A 20479-nucleotide genomic window follows, 5' to 3' on the forward strand; every position below is an offset into this window, starting at 1 on the left:
TTAGTTTGCGGTATTTTGTTCAGGTAAATATTCTAGTACCAATCTTTGGTTGGGTTTCAAATACTTTTGGGCCACTTCTTGGATCTCTTCTCTAGTTATGGATCTATAAACTTCTATTTCTTTGTTGATCAAAGAAGTATCGCCGTAGAGCATATAGTATTCAGCAAGTGAATTTGCAATGCCCTCAACGCTAGAATTACTGTTTACAAACTGGTTCTCAAACTTATTCTGTAGTTTTTGATAATCGTTTTCGGAAATTAAATCAGTTCTCAATTTCTCTACTTCCTCTTCAATAGAGTTGTTAAGAGTGTTTAAACCTGTTTCACCTACGGGTAGCGCAAATATGATGTACATACCATAATCTTCTAAAGTAATGGGTATGGCACCAATTTGTAAAGCCTGCTTTTCATCGTCTACCATCTTTTTATATAGTTTGGATGATGGTCCGTCGCTGAGGTAGGTGGAAATCATTTCTAAAACTTGGCTGTCTCTATTTCTGAGCCCCGGGGTTCTATACGCGATCATAGAAGCCGGAATCTGAATGTTGGAGTCATAAGCTTTTGCATTGATTTCGGTAGTTATAGGGTCTTCTTTAGGGAAATTTCTGGTGATTTCTGCACCTTTTGGAATATCCTTGAAATAATTGGAAATCAATTTTTTGGCATTGTCTTTCTCAAAATCCCCGGCAATGACCAATACGGCATTGTTTGGAGAGTAAAACTTTTTCTTAAAAGCAATAAATTCGTCTAAAGTAGCGGCATCTAAATCTGCCATTTTGCCAATTACGGTTTCTTTATATGGATGATTTTGAAAAAGGTTTTTCTTGATATTTTCTATAAATTTACCATAGGGAGAATTATCGACACGAAGCCTCTTTTCTTCTTTAACTACTTCATTTTGAGTGTCCACCCCTTTTTGATTGATAACTGGGTGCAGCATTCTCTCAGATTCTAGCCAAAGACCTAATTCTAAATTGTTAGAGGGGAATACTTCGTAGTAGTAGGTTCTGTCCTCATCAGTGGTAGCGTTTCCTGAGCCACCGTTAGAAGAAACAATTTTGTCCCATTCCCCTTTTTTAATATTCTCGGTTCCCTCAAAGAGTAGGTGTTCAAAAAAATGGGCAAAGCCCGTACGTTGTGGATCTTCATCTTTAGATCCTACATGGTATAGCACCGAAATGGAAATTAGCGGTGCGGTGTTGTCTTGGTGTAAGATTACATGTAGGTCATTGTCTAGGTCATACTCTTCAAAAGCGACCTCTTGTGAGATTCCGGCAAAAATGGAAAGGCACATTGCCGAAACCAGTAGTGATTTCATTTTCATTGAAACTGTATTAGGTTAGTGTTTAAATACTTTGTTCCATTGGTATATTTAAATACCATTTTGTTACAATAATTTTTGTTTTGTAGGAACAATCTTCAAATTTAGTATTCTTTAACATATAATTTCAAATTATTTATTGTTTATTCATTATCTTAAAAGAGTAAACAAAAATAAAATTCAGATGAACAATTTCGCCCTTCCTATAAGATTTGGTATCGCCGCCAGTGGTAGTTTAATCGCTTATTTTTTGGTGTTGTCTCTGTTTGGTCTTCATGTAAACGTTTTTTATAGCCTGTTCAATGCAGTTATTACAGGGTTTGCCATTTATGAGGCCATAAAATATTATAAACTAAAAAAGGGAGATACGTTTAATTACTCGGGCGGTTTCATGGCCGGTTTAATCACCGGTGGTGTAGCAACCTTGCTATTTACACTTTTCTTTGCCATATATTCCACAGAGCTGCAACCCGGTTTTTTAGAACAATTATCAACAAGGTGGGCAAATACCTATAAAAGTTTTGAGGCTATTGTTTTTTTAGTAGTAGCCACTATGGGCTTTACAACAAGCCTGGTTTTAACACTTGCTTTTATGCAACTGTTTAAGACTTCGAATACTACAAAAATAAAGAGCGTATAAAATTCTACAAAAACGCTTGTAAATTCACGATTTAGAACTATATTTGCACCCGCCTATGGAAAAAATCCATCAGGTTTAATAATACATTTAACAATATGTACGCAATTGTAGAGATGGCAGGGCAGCAGTTTAAAGTTGCAAAAGACCAGAAAGTGTACGTTCACCGTTTGCAAGTAGAAGAAGGAAAGAAAGTTACTTTTGACAACGTTCTTCTTTTAGATGATGGTTCGAGCGTAACTATCGGCGCCCCGGCTATAGACGGAGCCGCAGTAGAGGCTAAAGTCGTGAAGCACCTAAGAGGTGACAAAGTAATCGTTTTTCATAAGAAAAGACGTAAAGGTTACAAAAAGAAAAATGGACATCGTCAATCTCTTACCGAGATAGTGATCGAGTCTATTATTTCTAAAGGAGCTAAGAAAGCAGAAACTAAGAAAGCAGCACCAAAAGCTAAGAAGGCAGATGGTAAAGCGGCACCAGTTGATGTTTCTGTAGCATCTAAACCAAAAGCAAAGAAAGCTTCTGGTAAAGGTGATGATTTAAAAAAGATTGAAGGTATTGGTCCAAAAATAGCTGAAACCTTAAATAATGCAGGTATTTCTACTTTTGCTGATTTAGCAAAAACAGACGCAGCTAAAATTTCTGAAATTATTGCTGACGTTCGTGGAAATCACGTAACCGATACTTGGCCAAAGCAAGCTGAATTAGCTGCTGACGGTAAATGGGACGAGTTACAGAAATGGCAAGACGAATTAGACGGTGGTGTAGCTAAATAAGCTAGGTCATCAAAGTATAATAATATTTAAAACCTCAGACAATGGCACATAAGAAAGGTGTAGGTAGTTCTAAAAACGGTAGAGAATCAGAATCGAAACGATTAGGAGTTAAGATTTTTGGTGGTCAAGCTGCTATCGCTGGTAACATTATCGTTAGACAGCGTGGAACAAGACATAATCCTGGTGAAAATGTTTATGCAGGAAAAGATCACACATTACACGCACGTGTAGATGGTCTAGTGAAGTTTGAAAAGAAAGCAGGTGGAAAATCATATGTTTCCATTGAGCCTTTTGAAGCTTAAGCTTAAGACAATTTATTTAAAAAACCCTCTTCAGTACTGAAGAGGGTTTTTTTATGGTATAATTTTAAATTGAGTCAGCAAACTCTATATTCTTGGAGAGTTGTGGATGTAGAAGTAGGGTATTAATCAATTGGATGTTAGTATTCGGCTCGTTGTTCCGGATTACCTTTATAGAAGCTCCGTAGGTACCACCATATTCCTCGTAATTGTCAATATAAAAATTGTGCTTTTTAATATATAAATCCTTTAATTCTATTTGTTTATTGTCGATTAGTTTAATCAAATTTTTTGAAAGATTGTTGATAATAGTTTTTTGTTTTTTATTTAGACAATACACTGAAGGTATTAGTGCTCGTTGTTTGAATTCTAGCTTTATAAGAATTTTTCCTTTCGGTACGTAATCTCTGGTATGTCTTTTGTGAGCTTTTAAATGCTCCAATAACCTTTTTTTTAAATCGTTTTGATAAGTATTCCGTAGAATTTCTAGTTCTAACTTAATATTATTAGGAATGTCCTTTTCAATAGTTTCTCGCCAATTACATAAAACAGGCAAGTGGTGTTTGATTAGGTAATCTAAATAACTCTCAATTTCTTTTATTTTTTGAATTTTCCCTTTATTCTCATCATCGAAATAAGAGATTCTAAGCTTTTCATTATGCTCTTGCCATTCTAAATATTTCTTAAATTGTTGTTCGTTTAATATAGATTTTTTAAAAGATTTTTCTAATTCCCATTCTTCAAATTCGCCTAAAATTTCTCCTTTAGAATCTTTACTGGTTTTGTTTTCTCTGTAATTATAAATTAACTCGGCTTGCTCGTTTGTTAAATTAAGAGATTCATTCATATTAACTATCAATTCTATTTGACCTTTTTTAATCCAATCTTCATTTAATTGATCTACCCTGTAAAACTCTTTTAATTGTTCTTGGTTTAGGAAAGTTTTTAATTTTTCATGGGCTATTTTTAAATATAAATTACGTCTATGGTTTATTTTATAATCTTCTACTTTGTAACCAGATTTATCACTTGTTTCCCATTGAATTTTTTGCAGTATTTCTTGAAGTTCTACTAATTCATTGTCACTCAATTTTAAAGAAGCGTATTCCTTTTGTTTGATTTCAAATCTTCTTTTTTCAAAATCTTGTTTTTCGTAATTACTTTTTACCTCTTGTTTTATTTCTCTAAATTGACTTCTTTGTTTAACGTTTAATTTTCTGTAAATGGTCTTATAATAACGACAGCGTTCTGTTTTTTCATCATAATCAGGATCAATACTCCATGTATAATCTTTAAGCCACTTATAGGTTAGTTCATCAATTTCAAGAATCTGCCTTTTGGATAAATTTAAATGCTCGCCATACTGATCTGTAAATGTTATTGTATTCTTAATTTTGAGATGGGCCATAGCGTAAGAATGTAATGAACAAGGTAATTCACTTTAAATATAAATAATTTAGAGTAGTTACAATAACTTCTCCCCAATCTCAAACCACGTATTCACACGTTCAAACCCTTCTGTATTTACGTTGTGTGGAGAGGTGAATTGTAGGCTTCTGCCTTCAAAATTCTCTAAATTAAAACTACGGTCGTCTATGAGAACATCTCCTTTAAGAATGTGCTTATGACCACATAAAATGCGATTTTGCCAAGGAATAAAAGGAAAGTGTTCATCTAGCCATTCACTTTTCTCTTCTAATGAATTAGGAAATTGCATAGCTGCAGATGCTATATATACCTCGTGCTTATCGGCTAATCGTGCAAGTATTTCTTGACTGCCGGCAATCGGCTTTAAATTTCTAAAAAAGCCTCTTCTAGTGGCGTGCTTTCTAACACTGTCCTGGTGTGCTTCTGGCACCATATGCCATACCTCTGATCCTTTACATATTTCTGAAGTGAGCTCACCTTTAAACTCTGTATTGTAAATCTCTATATGGGCACCGTAGGTATCGGCTATGACCTCGTCCATATCAACAAATATTATCATAGTGCTATATTTTAAACGAAGTACGTGAAAATGTAGGTAAGAGAAAAGAGATAACCCAATTGTATGTGCTTATGACTTTAATCTTAAGGAAAATATAAGATTGATTTAAAACTTAATGAATAACTTTAAGAAAACATTTCAATTAAATATCTCTATGGAAAGTAAAAAATTACCGAATTCTGCATTCATTTATGTGTTGTCCGTTCTTAGTTGTATTATCTGTTGTCTTGGCGGGTTTGGCATTATACCCGCAGTAATTTCTTATTATTTAGCTTCAAAATCTGAAGGAATTTATAGAATGAATCCTGATGGTTATGACAATTATGGTATTATAAAAAGGGGTAAAATAATTGCGATTATAGGGATAATTTTAAATATTATAGTAATTGGTATTACCATTTGGACGTTGAGCACAATTGGATGGGATGCATGGTCTAAGGAGTTCGTAAGAAAATGGAATGAGGGTATGCAAAGTGGTCAAGGTTATTAATATTGTTACGATAGCAGTATGTTATAAAATGCCCGTTTTTCAATAATAATGGATACCGTTAATAATTGATTTTTATCAGATTACAATTTTTGGGGTTAATGATTATTTTGTACAACTAATTCTAAACAATTAAAATCATGAAAAAATCAGTTATCTGTATTGCTATGGCCGGCACATTATTATTTTCTAGTTGCTTGGGCTCTTTTAGCGCTTTCAATAATTTAAAGGACTGGAACCAAGGAGTCTCTGATAGTAAGTTTGTAAATAACCTGGTATTTTGGGGGTTGAACATAATTCCTGTTTACGGACTATTCTTTTTGGGTGATGCAATTATTTTCAATGTTATCGAATTTTGGAGCGGATCTAACCCAATTGCTATGGAAGAAGGAGAGTCTGAAACTCAAATGGTAGAAAGAGACGGTAATACCTTTGAAATGACCGCTACTAAAAATAGGATGCAGGTAACTGTTGTCGATGGGCCTAAAAAAGGTAAGAAAATTGATTTGGTATATAAGCCAAGTGAAAAATCATGGAATGCGGTAAGACCTAATGGTGAGATTATAAAATTATCATCTTTTGAAGAAGGTTTTTATATTGTTTACATGCCAAACGGTAAAGAGGTGAAAATTGATCCGTTAAGTTCTAAAGAACAAGGTTTGGCTCAATTAAAGGAGCAAACAGATTGTTATTATTTGGAAGGTATGTTGGCAGAAAACAACTAACTGGAAAAGCTTAAAATAAAAAAAGGTCTCGATAACATCGAGACCTTTTTATTAATAGGACTATAATTTAGTATCTATAGTAGTCAGGTTTAAAAGGACCTTCAACCGTAACACCAATATAATCAGCTTGGTCTTTCTTTAATTCGGTCAATTCTGCACCTAAACGAGACAAGTGTAATTTTGCAACCTTTTCATCTAAATGCTTTGGTAACATATATACTTCGTTCTTGTAGTTTTCACTATTCTTCCAAAGTTCAATTTGCGCCAAAGTTTGGTTGGTAAATGAATTACTCATTACAAAACTAGGGTGTCCGGTAGCACAACCTAGGTTTACCAATCTACCTTCTGCCAAAATGATAATATCTTTACCATCAATAGTGTATTTATCTACCTGAGGCTTAATTTCATCTTTAGTGTTTCCGTGGTTTTTGTTCAACCAAGCCATATCAATTTCATTGTCGAAATGACCAATGTTACAAACAATGGCTTTATCCTTTAGAGCTTCAAAATGTTCGGCTCTAATAATATCCTTGTTTCCAGTAGTGGTAATTACGATATCTGCGTTACCAATAACCGTTTCCAATTTTTTAACCTCAAATCCGTCCATACAAGCCTGTAATGCACAAATAGGATCAATTTCCGTAACGGTAACAATAGAACCGGCACCCTTAAAAGAAGCAGCGGTACCTTTACCAACATCACCATAACCGGCTACAACAACGCGCTTGCCTGCAAGCATGGTATCCGTAGCTCTACGTATAGCATCAACAGCACTTTCTCTACAACCGTATTTGTTATCAAATTTAGATTTGGTTACAGAATCGTTTACGTTAATAGCGGGCATAGGTAAAGTACCATTTTTTACGCGCTCATATAAACGGTGTACTCCTGTAGTGGTTTCTTCTGAAAGTCCCTTAACATCAGACGCCAATTCTGGATACTTATCTAAAACCATGTTGGTAAGATCACCACCATCATCTAAGATCATATTCAATGGTTTTCTGTCCTCGCCAAAGAATAAGGTTTGCTCAATACACCAGTCAAACTCCTCTTCGTTCATACCTTTCCAGGCATAAACAGGTACACCTGCGGCAGCAATAGCGGCAGCGGCTTGATCTTGGGTAGAGAATATATTACATGAGCTCCAAGTAACATCTGCACCCAATGCGGTTAAAGTTTCAATTAAAACGGCAGTTTGTATGGTCATATGAAGACAACCTGCAATACGTGCCCCTTTTAAAGGTTGCTCGTCTTTGTATTCTTCACGAAGGGCCATTAGACCTGGCATTTCAGCTTCTGCCAATTCAATTTCTTTTCTTCCCCAATCGGCAAGGGAAATATCCTTTACCTTATAAGGCACATACGGAATAGTTTTCGTGCTCATATCTTTATAATTTTATACTTTCGTTAATCTATGTACAGCAATTTTTAATTCGTGCAAAGGTACGAATAACACTAAGAATCCCATGCCGCTTTACAAAACTATAACAGTAAACAAAGAAACCTCTGTAGCTATATGGAAGGTAGAAGAGACAGAAGAACATCTTTGGAAAGGAGTTGAACTTACTGATCATTGTCAAAATAGGTTCAATGGTATGAAGTCTGATCTTCACCGTAAGGCATTTTTAAGCATTAGACATTTATTGGCCTTGTATAATTATGTAGATGCCGATCTGGAGTATGATGATAATGGGAAACCACATTTAAAGGACGGAAATTTTATCTCTATTACGCATTCCCATAATTTCACGGCGATTATAATAAGTGAATCCGAAGAAGTAGGTATAGATATTGAAATGCAGCGCGATAAAATATTGCGAATTGCACACAAATTTACACCGTTTGAAGAGTATAGAACTTTGGCTAATACTGCAGCAATAATCAGAAAATTGACCATAGTGTGGGGCGCCAAAGAATCTTTATATAAAATTTATGGGCATAGAGGTGTAAGTTTCTTACATCACATCAACGTTCAAGATTTTATATTTAACGCAGGGCGGACAACGGCGCAAATAATTTTTAACGGGCAATCTTCGGACTATGGAATCAAGTTTTTGGAATTTGAGGATTTCACTTGTGTTTATGCCATTAGAAATAAAAATTAATATTTAGGCTACATTATATGGACATATCGGTAGAGTTGACTTTTTCGCCCTTACAAGACGATTTTGAGCAACACATTATAGATTTTATAAAAAAACTAAGGGCTAGCGGATTAACCATACTTGAAAATCCTTTAAGTACACAGGTGTTCGGCTCTTATGATGAAGTGATGAAAGTGCTGAATACCGAGATAAAAACAGCGTTTGAACTTATGGATCGCGGGCTTTTATTCATGAAAATAGTTAAATCTGATAGAAGCGACTATGAGCCCCATTTTTGATTATCTCTTTGGGCAATATGCCGATTATAGTACATTAGATATTACACTTGAAATTGTAGCCGTTATTTTTGGCTTATTATCTGTAATATGTTCTAAGCAAAACAACATTTTAGTATATCCTACAGGATTGATAAGTACTTCAATCTTTGTATATCTCCTTTTAAAATGGGGATTGCTGGGTGATATGATGATCAACGCATACTATTTTATAATGAGTTTATACGGTTGGTACATTTGGACAAGAAAGGTTGATGCCGACCATTATACACCAATCACTAGAACAACGAAAAAAGAAAATGGAATTTCGGTCATTATATTCATAAGTACGCTTGTTTTTGTGTTTACCGTGTATCAGGTTTTTGATAAATGGAATAGCTGGACCGCCTATGTTGATACTATAACAACAGCTATATTTTTTGTGGGTATGTGGTTGATGGCCAAGAGAAAAGTAGAAAATTGGATATATTGGATCATTGGGGATCTTATATCTGTACCATTATATTTTTACAAGGGATTTACGTTTACAAGTTTTCAATATCTCATTTTTACAATATTGGCCGTTTACGGCTATAACGCATGGAAGAAAAATACAGACAAGAGCCTTCAGATGTCTTAAAAGTTGTTCTTTTTGGTCCGGAATCTACGGGTAAAACCACATTGTCAGAACAATTGGCAAGACATTACCATACCGTTTGGGTACCGGAATACGCTAGGGAATATCTACAAGATAAATGGAACAACGAACGTAAAACTTGTGAACCTCATGACTTATTGCCAATTGCCGAAGGGCAAATGCGTTTAGAGAACAAGCTGGCCAAAAAAGCTACAGATATTCTCATTTGCGATACAGATTTATTGGAAACCAAAGTATATTCAGAAGCCTATTACATAGGTAATTGTGATCCTGTTTTAGAAAAATATGCATTGCAGAATACATATGATCTTTATTTGTTGACGTATATAGATATCCCTTGGGAAGCAGATGACCTAAGGGATAAGCCCAACGAGAGGGAAAAAATGTTCAATTATTTTAAAGATACTTTAGAAAAATACGGTAAAAATTTTATTACCTTGAAAGGAGACAAAAAACAACGTTTAAATAAAGCCATTAACCATATAGATACCTTATTACATCAATGATAGAACTTACAGAAAAAGATCAAAAGCAACTAGAGAGTAAAGGAATTTCTAAAGAAACAATGCTGGGTCATATCCAGACATTTAAAGAAGGTATACCTTTTGTCAATTTAGAGAATGCTGCTGTTATAGGTAACGGCATTCTTAAATTTTCCGATGAAGAAGAAAAAGAACTTATTTCTTTTTACGACTCAAAATTGAAGGATTTAGATATTTTAAAATTTGTACCCGCTTCTGGTGCTGCATCTAGAATGTTTAAGGCTTTGTTCGCATTTTTAAATGCTTACGACCCAAATAATGAAACATTACAGGCATATTTAGAAAGAACAAATGACAAGGATATACTGAAATTTTCCGCTGGTTTAGAACGCTTTCCGTTTTATGATAAAGTAATGGAAAGTATAGGTACTTCTTTTGAATCTGAAGGAGAGAAAGTCTACAAGTTCGTTGCTGATCTTTTAGGAGATAACACACTAAATTATGGTTTTTACCCTAAAGGACTATTGCCGTTTCATAAATATGGCAATTCTACGGCTACCCCTTTTGAAGAGCATTTAAAAGAAGGTGCCCTTTATGCCGGTTCTAACGGAAAAGCAAAACTACATTTTACGATATCTGAACAACACGAAGAAATGTTTGGCGATGAATTTAAAGCATCTGGACCTAAAGTTTCTTCAGATACAGGAGTTACTTATGATGTGGATTACTCTTTTCAAAAAGCATCAACAGATACTTTGGCAGTAGATATGAACAATGAACCTTTTAGAAATGAAGATGGTTCTGTTTTGTTTAGACCGGGTGGTCATGGTGCTCTGATCCAAAATTTAAATGAGCAAGATGCCGATATTATTTTTATTAAGAATATAGATAACGTAGCCGTAATGAAAGATGCAAAGGCCGTTGCGGATAGCAAAAAGGTATTGGCAGGTGTTTTGTTGAAAGAGCAGGAAAAAGCATTTGAATTTGCTGCCTTATTGGATAAGGGAGAAGCGGATGATGCAACTATAGAAGACATCAAAAACTTCTTAAAAACAAATCTAAATGTTCGTTTTTCGGAAGGGTTCGATTCAAAATCAAATTCTGATAAAGTAAATATTTTAAAAGATAAGATAAATAGACCTATTCGTATTTGCGGTATGGTAAAGAATGAAGGTGAACCTGGTGGTGGACCGTTTTGGGTTACTAATAGCAAGGGAGAAGTTTCATTACAGATTATTGAATCTGCTCAAATTGATATGAATAATTCTCAACAAGCGGATATTTTAAAGAATGCAACGCATTTTAATCCAGTAGATTTGGTTTGTGCTGTGCGTAACTATAAAGGTGAGAAATATGACCTGTTGAAGTTCGTAGATGAAAAACAAGGTTTTATAACAGGTAAGACCAAAGACGGTAAAGAATTAAAGGCACTTGAGCTTCCAGGTTTATGGAATGGGGCAATGGCGTTTTGGAACACCATATTTGTAGAGGTTCCATTAGTGACTTTCAATCCGGTAAAAAGTGTAGTAGATCTTTTAAAAGACTCGCATCAGGCATAACTATCAATACTTACATAAGGTAAAAAAGTGTGTAGATTCTACACACTTTTTTTGTTTCTGCACAATTTTACACAGGGAAGGAAAGTATAGTCAAAACATAAAGTTGTTGTAAATCAGTAGTTTATAAATGAAAAACTTTAGATTTCAAGGTTGGCATAATTATTCTAATATACCTATCAAGAATGTTTAATTTAAAAACGTAAAAAGATGAGAAAAATAGTTTTTGCCACAGCTTTAGCAATAGGTAGTTTAACAATAGGTACTGCAGCTACACCAATTATATTTCATGATGGTATTATGGAAGATGTATTCTTCCAAGAATATACCGAGATAGCAACTTCAGATTTACCGGCACCAATTGTAAATGCCCTAGCGTCAGATTATCAAGGTGCAATGCTGAATAAAGCATATGTTGATGATGAAAATAACTATAAATTAGAAATTACTTCTCAAGATGGTTCTTCTGTAGTATTGTATGCAGATGAAGAAGGTAACTGGTTAGAAATGTAGAAATTATAAGTTTGAGTTAGTTGTTTATAAAAAGCTGCCTAGGCAGCTTTTTTCAATTTAGCGCCTTTAAATTATGGCAATGGATAATCCATATGTCAGATTCTTCCGTAAATAATTATGGAAGTAGAGTTATTAACGATTAAAACATTAGCATGAAGAATTACGCATTATTAGTATTCTTGACTTTAGGAATAACATTGAACGGTACAGCAATGACTGGTTCAAATTTTATAGAAAAAGAAATTGTTATCAATACAGATGAGTACGTAAAAATAAAATCGAGTGAGTTGACACCTCCGATTATTGAAGAAATATTAAAACAATACCCAACGTCTAAACTTGGTGGAGCTTATAAAAATGATAGAGGAGAATTTAAATTGATTATGGTACTTAAAAGTGGTACCCGAAGAACCGTTTATATAGACCAATACGGTAATTGGATCAATAAAAAATAACCTGAAAAAAAGTTTTCAAAATAAAAAAAACTGCAAAAAGCGGTTTTTTTTATTTAAAAATGTGACCTACCAGAAAATGTTGTGTCTAAATAAGTGAAGCAAATTATGAAACAATGGTCACATTAGTATTTATTTCGGTTTTAGGCACAGTTCTAATTTTTTCTTTAGGGATGATATCGAAACTATGTTTAGAGAAGTAAATAGCAATAATATCACTTTCGCGTAAACACTAACCGTTAACTATGAAAGTGCCACCAAATAATTGTATTTAAAATAATCCCCCGGATTAGCATTGCCAGTATTAGTTGTTGTTGAATTGATTAAGGTGTTGATTAAAAATTTTAAAACAAGAGTTTGATAGGTGGTTTGAGGGGGGCTGCGCATTGCAGCTCCTTTTTTTTGTTTTCAAATAAGTTCTGGGTCACAAGAAAATGTGACTGTTTTATTGGGTAAAAATTATACAGATACTAATATTGGGTACAGTTTTACACAACTTTAAGATAGGTGCAGTATATGTAACATTCTATGTATCAGTGTTTTTGGTTTTTTACAGATAATGGCATTCTTTTTTCTTAGTTAATAGTATTGAAAAGTAGTATTAACTTAAATATTAGAAAGATGAAGACTTTATTTTTATTAGGAGCAATGACATTAGGTGGTTTTACAATGAACGCACAAGATGCATTAATAGCAGAAAACGGAATTCAACATAATCAAGTAAATGAAATGTTGGTCGTGGCCGATGATTTCAAGGAAATTTCGGTAGCAGAAGTTCCTCAAGCAGTATCAGATGCAGTAGCTAAGAATTTCCCGACTGCTAGTCTAGATAAAGCATATACGAACAGTGAGAAACAGTATAAGTTGGTACTGTCTCTTGAAGATGGTACACAAGGAACCGTATATGCCGATGAAAATGGGAATTGGATAGATATGTAATTATAGAGAAACTTGTTTGTTCAAGTTGGTTTGGTCAGGAAAGGATAGCTAAGTGCTATTCTTTCCTTTTTTTTTGCTCTATCGAATTGATTAATTAAGCTTTATGATAATTTTAAAATACAAATAGTCGGCTTATGGTATTTTTACGTAAATACTTAGAATACCAAACTTACTATGTCCAAAATTTTAATTTTAGAAGACGATACTTCTTTTGCCCAAATGCTAAAAAAGTTTTTGGAAAGAAATGGTTTTGACATTGTGGTAAGTCAGACCGGGTTAGATGGTGAAAAGCAACTCAAAGAGCAAAATTTTCAATTAGTAATTACAGATCTGCGTTTACCGGATTATGATGGCATTAAACTCGTTTCTCAACTAAAGGACAGTATTCCGGTAATAGTAATGACGGGTTATGCGGAAGTATCTACCGCAGTTAAAGCCATGAAAATGGGTGCGTATGATTATATTTCAAAACCATTTACGCCAGATCAAATGTTAGCCGTAATTGATGGTGCATTACACGCTAAACCAATTATTTCGAAAGAAACGGCTATTACAACAAAAAATGACTCAAAATCAATTGTAGAAAATGAAGATAAGTCGTCAATTTCTAATGACTTGGAGTTACTTAGTGAAGCTGCGCAAAAATTAGATGAACATATTGCCTTAGTGGCACCTACAGACATGTCTGTTTTAATTATAGGTGAGAGTGGCACTGGGAAAGAGGTTACGGCTAAAGCAATTCATCAAAAAAGCAATCGTAAAGAAAAACCGTTTATAGCGCTAGATTGTGGGGCAATACCTAAAGAACTTGCCGCTAGTGAATTTTTTGGTCATTTAAAAGGAAGTTTTACTGGGGCTATAGCCGATAAAATAGGAAGTTTTGAAGCGGCAAATGGGGGAACGTTGTTTTTAGATGAAGTAGGTAATCTTTCTTATGAGAATCAAATACAACTATTAAGAGCTTTACAAGAGCGTAAAATTAAAAGGATCGGTAGCAATACTGAAGTGGAGGTTAATGTCAGAATTTTATCGGCCACCAATGAAGATTTAAAAGCAGCAGTTGAAAAAGGTAATTTTCGAGAAGATTTATATCATAGGTTAAATGAGTTTTCTCTTCAAATACCGGCTTTAAAAGACAGGCAGGGAGACTTAGCTGTGCTAGCATCTCATTTTTTGGAAAAGTTCAACCAAAAATTAAACAAGCAGATTATTGATTTTTCAGATGAGGTCTGGAATGCTTTTAATACATACCACTGGCCAGGTAATATTAGGGAATTGCAGAATGTTATTCAACGTGCAGTGTTGTTGACTACCACCAATGAGATACAAGTGAATACTTTGCCAGAAGAGCTAATGAGATCAAAGCCGGAAAGAATCGACTTAGGTAGCGTGTCTAAAGCAGATTTTGAAAAAGAGCAAATTGTTAATGCTTTAAAACGTACTAATTACAACAAGTCTAAAGCGGCCAAGTTATTACAAGTAACCAGAAAAACGCTGTATAATAGAATTAACTATTATGATTTAGACCTGTAGAGATTTCCTGTGAAATTACTTCCATAACATCGCTTATTTCTTGCTCCAGCTTCGCGTATATTTCTGATATCGTTTTATGGGTTAAATCATTTTTCTTCAGGGTTTCAAAAGTTTCTAAAGTGGGTACAATATTGTTCACATGCAATTGCCTGAACATAGGTAGCATTCTATGTGCAGTACTATTTATTTGTGCAATATTGTTTGTGGTTACCGCCATTTTTAATTCATTTAAATTTTTCCCTGTATCATTTTTAAATGTGAGCAATACCTCGTCAATAGCGGTTTTGTCTTTTCCTAAAAAGAGTTCAATGGTTTCTAAACTGTAAAGGTTTTCGTTGTCATTTCTAGAAATGAAAGGTTTTTCATGAGTATGTTCAAAATCCATTTCAAACATGTTGTTTAGTTTTTGTAAAAGATCGGTTTTTGAAAATGGTTTTCGAATTAATCCAGTAAATCCATTTTCGATAAAGTGATCTACCGTAAGATCTCGTCTTCCGGTCATCGCTAAAATGGGTTGATTTTCATAATGTTTAAATGTTCCAGATTTAAGTCGGTCAACAATGTCATAGCCGGAGACCGTAGGCATTTCAATATCGGTCAAAATCATATTGAATTTAAAATCTGAATCGGGTTTAAAAGTATTGAAATCGGTAAAAAGTAAAACTTCTATTCCGGCTGACTTTAGCATTTCCCCAATTAGTTTCAAAAACGAAGCATCATCATCAAAAACAATAATTTTTAACCTATCCGGTTTTAAAGCGATTTTTGTTTCAACAGATGATTTTTCACCATAAGCAATAGGTATTTTAAGGGTAAAGGTGCTGCCTTTGTTTAAATTGCTCTCAAGCGAGAGCGTACCGCCTAACAATTCGGTAAGTTTTTTGGTAATGGTGAGTCCTAATCCATAGCCGCCGTACTTTTTGTCGGTATCGTTTTCTGCCTGTGTAAATTCTTTAAAGATTAGTTTTTGCTTCTCTTTTGATATCCCTATGCCGGTATCGGAAATTTTCAGGAAAAGTTGTTTTGTTTTTTGTTTTTCAATGATATTGCCCGTAAAGGTGATAGAGCCTTTATCGGTAAACTTATAGGCATTGCCCAGTAAATTTGTAATAATTTGACGTAATCTAAAAGCATCTGAAATAACAGGATGTTCTAAAGACTCATCTAAATGAAGAATTAAATCAATATCCTTGGCTGTATACTGTGCAGCAATACTATTAGCAGTTTCGGAAATCAAGTCATTTACCTTAAAAGTAGATTTTTTGACTACCATTTTACCGGCCTCCAATTGAGAAAAATCCAGCAAATCGTTTACCAGATTGTTCACATATGTGGTAGCGGATTTTATTTGGTCAATATGCTTTTTATTAACGGTTCCATGGTCGTTTTCTTCTATTATATTGGTGTAACCGCTTATGGTGTTTAATGGGGTGCGTAAATCATGACTTACCGTTGCAATCAATTGTTCCCTACTTTTTAATAAAGAGTCAGAGTAGGCCTTCTCTTTTTCAAGTTTCTCTCTGTATACATTTGCTTTCCAGAAATCTCTATTTATAATAAAAGTAAAAATACCAACCACTAGAAAACCGAGTATTGCTGCAATAACGGCAAGGCGAATACTTCTTTTTAACAAGGTTTCCTTTTTAATGGAGTTGTTGATGCTGTTCGTAATAATCTCTTGCTCAAATGAAGAGAGGATGGTACGTAACTGCTGCGAAAGTTCAAGATCGGTTTTATTGATATTGGTCTCTCTAAGGGCCAAGGTGTTTTCGTTTATGGCATTTTCCTGTTTAACATCTTTCAAAAGATTTTTAGAGACTTGTAGAACACTGTCCATAGTCTGTGTATTGCTTTGTGAATTACCGTTTGTGGGGACATTGGCATTAAGATAATCCGCAACCTTTTTTATGGTACTTTGGGCCTTGGGTGAAAGTTCTTCTAAATTAGGAGCTAAGCCTTCCGGTTTAATAATTCCTAAAGATTCCTCTAACTTATCAAATTCCGCTAGCGCAGAATTTATAGCGGTCCCTGTTTGGTCCTTAAGTCTAATGGCTCTTAAGGCATTAATATTTGTCACTTTTTTATCTAAAAGTGCGCTAAGGCTGTCTAAAAGGTTGTGTTGATATTCACTGTCCGTTAGCGTTTTTATTTCTTGAATATTGGTGCGTATGGAGTCTATTTTGTTCTCATAGGCGCTAAAATTAATTTTACTTTTGGTTTGCAATGCAAGTTTAGAGAGACTTTCAGCTTCATATAACTGGGCTAAAAAGGAGTTTGTTTTAAGTAATTTGTTGTCTTTTTCCGTTGTGTTTTCAGTAGCAATGTATTCTTGAACCTCCGTATAGATATAGTATGATGCAATAATGCCCAATATGACCAAAAGCAAGTAGCTAATAGTAATTTTAAGGGTGAACTTGTTTTTCTTGGAATCCATGTAATATTTCTAATTGTATAGTAAAGACAGATTGAAATGTATAGTTAAATACGACAAAACAGGGATAATAAGTTCTAAAATGATGTTAATTAAACAAGATGTTATTTTTTCAGATTTATTTATGAGAGTTAGAATTACTGCATTACATTTGCGGCATCTCAAAGGGGTGCCAAAATCCTGAAATTTTTTAGGACAAAGCTGAGATTATACCCAAAGAACCTGGGCGGGTAATGCTGCCAAGGGACCGAGCGTTAAAAAAATGTCCGGTGGACATTTTTAGCGAGGGGCCAGCCAGTGTAATGGCTGACTTCATTTTGGAAAACAAAGTCTTTAAATAGGCAAAATCAATTTTTACTTAGAATAATAGCCCCTTTTATTCGTAATTATTTTACGAATGAAACTTACTATTTTTACAATTGCGGCGTTTTTTGCGTTTAGTCTTGGAGTCAGTGCCCAAGAACAGGTAACTGATTCTCTGGAGGGTCAAAAAGTAGTCTTAGACGAAGTGTTCGTCTCTGCGGTAAGGGTAACCAAGCAATCTCCGGTTACATTTTCAAATCTTACAAAAGAGGAAATTAAACCAAGAAACCTTGGGCAGGACATTCCTGTATTAATGAACTTTTTACCATCTGTGGTAACTACTACAGATGCTGGTGCCGGTGTAGGTTATACTGGGCTTAGAGTAAGAGGTAGTGATGCTACACGTGTAAATGTGACCATTAACGGAATACCTTATAACGATGCGGAGTCTCAAGGTACTTTTTGGGTAAATATGCCCGATTTTGCTTCTTCAACTGAGAGTTTGCAATTACAACGTGGTGTAGGTACATCTACCAATGGTGCCGGTGCTTTTGGGGCAAGTTTAAACTTGTTGACAGACGGTTTTTCACAAGACGCGTATGGTCAAATATCAACTTCTATAGGTAGCTATGGTACATTAAGAAATAATTTAAAATTCAGTACCGGATTATTAAATGATCATGTTGAAATTTCAGGTAGACTATCTAAAATTAAATCAGATGGTTATATAGATAGGGCAAGATCGGATTTGGAATCTTATTTTTTACAAGCGGCTTATAAAGATGACAATACTTTGATCAAGGCATTGATGTTTGGGGGTCATGAAATTACGTACCAAGCTTGGTATGGTATAGATGGTCAAACTTTGAGGGATAATAGAACTTTTAATCCTTCAGGTATTTATACTGATTTAGATGGTAATACCCAGTTTTATGATAATGAAGTGGATAATTACAAGCAAGACCATGCACAATTATTATGGAACGAACAGATTTCTGATTTTTGGAGTACAAATATTGCGTTGCACTATACAAGAGGTAGAGGTTATTTTGAGCAGTATAGAGAAGCCGATGATTTTTCTACCTATGGTTTTGAGCCACTGATTGTAGATGGTGAAGAAGTGAATACTACCGATTTAATTAGAAGACGATGGTTGGATAATGATTTCTACGGAACCGTTTTTTCTGCAAATTACAAGAAAGAAAAGTTAGATTTAATAATAGGTGGTGGTCTTAATAAATACGAAGGCGATCATTTTGGTGAGGTAATCTGGGCTAGATATGCTAGTAATAGTAGTTACAGAGATCGTTATTATGATGATAGTTCATCTAAAACAGATTTTAATTTATACACAAAGGCAAATTATCAATTAACAGATCAATGGTCATTGTATGGAGATGTTCAGTATAGAACAGTTGGGTATAAAGCAAACGGGGAAGATACCGGTCTTGTTGATGATACGTTCAATTTTTTCAATCCAAAGGCAGGAGTAACCTTTGATCTTAATGCGAATAATAATTTTTACTTGTCGTATGCGTTTGCCAATAGGGAACCCAATAGGAACGATTATGAAAATGGTAATCCAAAACCTGAGAAACTAAATGATTTTGAATTGGGATGGAGGTATGTTTCTCCTTCAGTTCAGGTAAATACCAATGTATATTACATGAACTATAAAGATCAGTTAGTGGTTACTGGCGAATTAAATGACGTTGGTGCACCATTAAGGGAAAATATTGGAGATAGTTACAGGCTAGGTTTAGAAGTTGATGCCAATATAATATTGGGTGAAAAATTCAGCCTAAGACCTAACATTGCCATCAGTCAAAATAAGAACAAAGATTTCTTTATTGATAGAGATGGTATGCTACAAGGTTTAGGAGATACCAACATTGCTTACTCTCCGGGCTTGGTGGCGGGTAACGTTCTTAGTTATATGCCATGTGATGCTATGAATATTTCGCTGTATTCAAAGTTTGTAGGTGAGCAATATCTAAGCAATACAGATACAGAGGCATCTAAGCTAGACTCTTATTTTACCACAGATTTCAATATTACTTATGAGATTAACATGACTAGCATTGTTAAGTCTATCGTGTTTTCAGGTTTGGTAAATAACATCTTCAATGAAAAGTATGTTTCTAACGGGTATACTTATGTAGATAGTTGGTCTACACCTGGTAATTCATTTGAAGTACAGGGTTATTATCCACAAGCAGGAACTAACTTTTTGTTAGGTGCAACAGTGAATTTTTAGTTGATAATAGAAAGATATAAAGTTGTCTTAAATATTTGTTGAGAATGTAAGGCGCATAGTGGAATAATCTAAATTAGGAGACTAATTATCAGGGTTATGGAGCGCAATATTCCAGTTTTTGGCAGTAGGTTAAGAAACAATATAGTAACGGTGCCAGAGGTCATTTCTCAATGCTCTGGCATTCGTGTTTTTGGGCAATCTATAAAGTCGTTTTTGTTTAGTACTGACGTAGCTATTATAAGAAATACCAATGCCAATGCAATTATAGCGGTATATCCGTTTACACCGCAACCGGTAATATCAAATGCTTTGATATTGGCTGCCGACAAACCTATATTTTGCGGAGTCGGTGGCGGTTTAACAACCGGGGTAAGGTCTTTAGAGTTGGCAATACATGCAGAATTTCAAGGTGCTTTAGGGGTGGTTTTAAATAAGCCTACCCCTAATAGCCTTATTACGATGCTTAAGGAAAAAATTGATATACCGGTAACCATTACGGTGGTTTCGGAAAAAGATGATATTAAAGGTAGAATAGATGCAGGTGTAGATATATTCAATGTGTCCGGCGCAGCTAAAACTGCAGATATCATCAAAAAAATTAGGGATTTAAATGATAAGGTTGCCATCATTGCCACGGGTGGAAAATCTGATGATTCTATAGTTGCAGCAATAGATGCCGGGGCAAATGCAATATCGTATACACCACCAAGCACAGGTGAGCTGTTCAAGGAAATAATGGAGAAATACCGCGCTGAAGAATAATGC

Annotated in this window: 21 protein-coding genes; 16 read left to right on the forward strand and 5 right to left on the reverse strand. The window is 34.6% G+C overall.

Annotated elements, in window-relative coordinates:
* A complete protein-coding gene (locus I600_RS12580) occupies positions 1–1317 on the reverse strand; it encodes a M16 family metallopeptidase (RefSeq protein WP_394364957.1) in 1317 nt (438 codons plus the stop codon).
* A gap of 187 nt (positions 1318–1504) precedes the next feature.
* Between I600_RS12580 and I600_RS12585 the strand changes: the two genes are divergently transcribed.
* The 3 genes from I600_RS12585 to rpmA all read left to right on the forward strand — a co-directional run bounded on the left by I600_RS12585 (position 1505) and on the right by rpmA (position 3035).
* A complete protein-coding gene (locus tag I600_RS12585) occupies positions 1505–1960 on the forward strand; it encodes a DUF4199 domain-containing protein (RefSeq protein WP_058104882.1) in 456 nt (151 codons plus the stop codon).
* A 95-nt stretch (positions 1961–2055) separates the two neighbouring features.
* Entirely contained in the window at positions 2056–2733 is a 678-nt protein-coding gene (rplU, locus tag I600_RS12590) for a 50S ribosomal protein L21 (protein ID WP_058104883.1), read from the forward strand.
* A 41-nt stretch (positions 2734–2774) separates the two neighbouring features.
* Complete coding sequence (gene rpmA, locus I600_RS12595; RefSeq protein ID WP_013992723.1) at positions 2775–3035, forward strand: 50S ribosomal protein L27; 261 nt, start codon at positions 2775–2777, stop codon at positions 3033–3035.
* A 64-nt stretch (positions 3036–3099) separates the two neighbouring features.
* Here rpmA and I600_RS12600 read toward each other — a convergent pair whose 3' ends face one another.
* Both I600_RS12600 and I600_RS12605 read right to left on the reverse strand, forming a co-directional pair.
* Entirely contained in the window at positions 3100–4440 is a 1341-nt protein-coding gene (locus I600_RS12600; RefSeq protein ID WP_058104884.1) for a hypothetical protein, read from the reverse strand.
* Positions 4441–4497: 57 nt separating this feature from the next.
* Positions 4498–5019 carry a 5' nucleotidase, NT5C type gene (locus I600_RS12605; RefSeq protein ID WP_058104885.1) on the reverse strand — a complete coding sequence of 174 codons (522 nt, stop codon included), beginning with the start codon at positions 5017–5019 and terminating at the stop codon, positions 4498–4500.
* A gap of 115 nt (positions 5020–5134) precedes the next feature.
* Between I600_RS12605 and I600_RS12610 the strand changes: the two genes are divergently transcribed.
* Both I600_RS12610 and I600_RS12615 read left to right on the forward strand, forming a co-directional pair.
* Complete coding sequence (locus I600_RS12610) at positions 5135–5509, forward strand: CCC motif membrane protein (RefSeq protein ID WP_209439194.1); 375 nt, start codon at positions 5135–5137, stop codon at positions 5507–5509.
* Positions 5510–5646: 137 nt separating this feature from the next.
* Positions 5647–6231 carry a DUF3332 domain-containing protein gene (locus I600_RS12615; RefSeq protein ID WP_058104886.1) on the forward strand — a complete coding sequence of 195 codons (585 nt, stop codon included), beginning with the start codon at positions 5647–5649 and terminating at the stop codon, positions 6229–6231.
* Positions 6232–6298: 67 nt separating this feature from the next.
* On the opposite strand, the gene ahcY is transcribed toward I600_RS12615, so the two are convergent.
* Positions 6299–7615, reverse strand: coding sequence for an adenosylhomocysteinase (gene ahcY, locus I600_RS12620; protein ID WP_058104887.1), 1317 nt, complete (start codon positions 7613–7615; stop codon positions 6299–6301).
* Positions 7616–7697: 82 nt separating this feature from the next.
* Here ahcY and I600_RS12625 point away from each other — a divergent pair, with 82 nt between their 5' ends.
* The 9 genes from I600_RS12625 (at position 7698) to I600_RS12665 (ending at position 14723) form a co-directional block, all read left to right on the forward strand.
* Entirely contained in the window at positions 7698–8336 is a 639-nt protein-coding gene (locus I600_RS12625) for a 4'-phosphopantetheinyl transferase family protein (protein WP_058104888.1), read from the forward strand.
* A gap of 17 nt (positions 8337–8353) precedes the next feature.
* Positions 8354–8614, forward strand: coding sequence for a thiamine-binding protein (locus I600_RS12630; protein ID WP_058104889.1), 261 nt, complete (start codon positions 8354–8356; stop codon positions 8612–8614).
* Positions 8598–9230 carry a nicotinamide riboside transporter PnuC gene (gene pnuC / locus I600_RS12635; RefSeq protein WP_058104890.1) on the forward strand — a complete coding sequence of 211 codons (633 nt, stop codon included), beginning with the start codon at positions 8598–8600 and terminating at the stop codon, positions 9228–9230. Before I600_RS12630 ends, pnuC begins: the two co-directional genes overlap by 17 nt.
* Positions 9191–9754 (forward strand): AAA family ATPase, encoded by a 564-nt coding sequence (locus I600_RS12640; RefSeq protein WP_058104891.1) that lies wholly within the window; start codon positions 9191–9193, stop codon positions 9752–9754. Before pnuC ends, I600_RS12640 begins: the two co-directional genes overlap by 40 nt.
* Positions 9751–11289, forward strand: a complete 1539-nt coding sequence (locus I600_RS12645) for a DUF4301 family protein (RefSeq protein WP_058104892.1) — start codon at positions 9751–9753, stop codon at positions 11287–11289. Before I600_RS12640 ends, I600_RS12645 begins: the two co-directional genes overlap by 4 nt.
* A 207-nt stretch (positions 11290–11496) precedes the next feature.
* The gene (locus tag I600_RS12650) at positions 11497–11799 is read left to right on the forward strand and encodes a hypothetical protein (RefSeq protein ID WP_058104893.1); all 303 of its coding nucleotides are present in this window, start codon (positions 11497–11499) and stop codon (positions 11797–11799) included.
* Between the two features lie 152 nt (positions 11800–11951).
* On the forward strand, positions 11952–12254 hold the full coding sequence (locus I600_RS12655; RefSeq protein WP_058104894.1) for a hypothetical protein: 303 nt from the start codon (positions 11952–11954) through the stop codon (positions 12252–12254).
* 618 nt (positions 12255–12872) lie between these two features.
* Positions 12873–13190, forward strand: a complete 318-nt coding sequence (locus tag I600_RS12660) for a hypothetical protein (RefSeq protein WP_058104895.1) — start codon at positions 12873–12875, stop codon at positions 13188–13190.
* A 174-nt stretch (positions 13191–13364) separates the two neighbouring features.
* On the forward strand, positions 13365–14723 hold the full coding sequence (locus tag I600_RS12665; RefSeq protein ID WP_058104896.1) for a sigma-54-dependent transcriptional regulator: 1359 nt from the start codon (positions 13365–13367) through the stop codon (positions 14721–14723).
* Here the strand turns inward: I600_RS12665 and I600_RS12670 are convergent.
* Positions 14698–17157: a hybrid sensor histidine kinase/response regulator gene (locus I600_RS12670; RefSeq protein WP_058104897.1), complete on the reverse strand. Its 2460-nt coding sequence runs from the start codon at positions 17155–17157 to the stop codon at positions 14698–14700. The genes I600_RS12665 and I600_RS12670 overlap by 26 nt on opposite strands.
* Positions 17158–17551: 394 nt before the next feature.
* On the opposite strand from I600_RS12670, the gene I600_RS12675 reads away from it, so the two are divergent.
* Both I600_RS12675 and I600_RS12680 read left to right on the forward strand, forming a co-directional pair.
* Positions 17552–19714, forward strand: a complete 2163-nt coding sequence (locus I600_RS12675) for a TonB-dependent receptor (protein WP_058104898.1) — start codon at positions 17552–17554, stop codon at positions 19712–19714.
* Positions 19715–19810: 96 nt separating this feature from the next.
* Positions 19811–20476 (forward strand): hypothetical protein, encoded by a 666-nt coding sequence (locus I600_RS12680; protein ID WP_058104899.1) that lies wholly within the window; start codon positions 19811–19813, stop codon positions 20474–20476.
* The last annotated feature ends 3 nt before the right edge of the window (positions 20477–20479 follow it).

It is taken from the genome of Maribacter dokdonensis DSW-8 (assembly GCF_001447995.1).
Lineage (GTDB): Bacteria > Bacteroidota > Bacteroidia > Flavobacteriales > Flavobacteriaceae > Maribacter > Maribacter dokdonensis.